Source organism: Prevotella sp. CAG:592, from assembly GCF_000436015.1.
Lineage (GTDB): Bacteria > Bacteroidota > Bacteroidia > Bacteroidales > Bacteroidaceae > Prevotella > Prevotella pectinovora.
Genome location: NZ_FR892606.1, coordinates 1 through 680, shown reverse-complemented (window position 1 = coordinate 680; position 680 = coordinate 1). Strand labels below are relative to the sequence as shown.

Sequence of the window (680 nt, the reverse complement as noted above, 5' to 3'; positions counted from 1 at the left end):
AGGACTTAAAAGGAACCAAGACTGAGAAGAACTTGCAAGAGGCTTTCGCAGGTGAGAGCCAGGCACGCAACAAGTACACCTATTTCGCCTCCAAGGCTCGCAAGGATGGCTACGAGCAGATTGCGGCCATCTTCGAGGAGACGGCCAACAACGAGAAGGAGCACGCCAAGATGTGGTTTAAGCTACTTGAAGGTGGCGCTGTTCGCTCAACACGAGAGAACCTGAAGGCTGCCGCAGAAGGCGAGAACTACGAGTGGACCGACATGTACGACCGCATGGCCCGGGAAGCCGAGGAAGAGGGATTCCACGAGATCGCCGAGAAGTTCCGTGGCGTATGCGCCATCGAGAAGCACCACGAGGAGCGCTACCGCAAGTTGCTGCAGAACATCGAGGACGCCCTTGTCTTCAGTCGTGAGGGAGACGCCATCTGGGTGTGCCGCAACTGCGGTCATGTGGTGGTAGGCAAACAGGCACCTAAGGTATGCCCCGTGTGCGCTCATCCCCAGAGCTACTTCGAGTTGCAAGCCAACAATTTCTAACTTGCAACCACGACCAGCCGCCCCACAAAGGCCCTAAATACGCAAAGAGGGTGTGTCAAAACTCATTTTTTGAAAATATGAACTTATAATTTGAAATTTGAGCATCCTAAAAGACTAAAGAAAGGGTCGTATCATTACTCA

The 680-nt window shown here is 52.8% G+C and carries 1 protein-coding gene; it reads left to right on the top strand.

Annotated features, from left to right (window positions below; all coding sequences use genetic code 11):
- Positions 1-539, top strand: a 539-nt coding sequence (gene rbr / locus QVO99_RS08245; protein ID WP_288177074.1) for a rubrerythrin, incomplete at its 5' end; no start/stop codon positions are given.
- Positions 540-680: the final 141 nt, after the last annotated feature.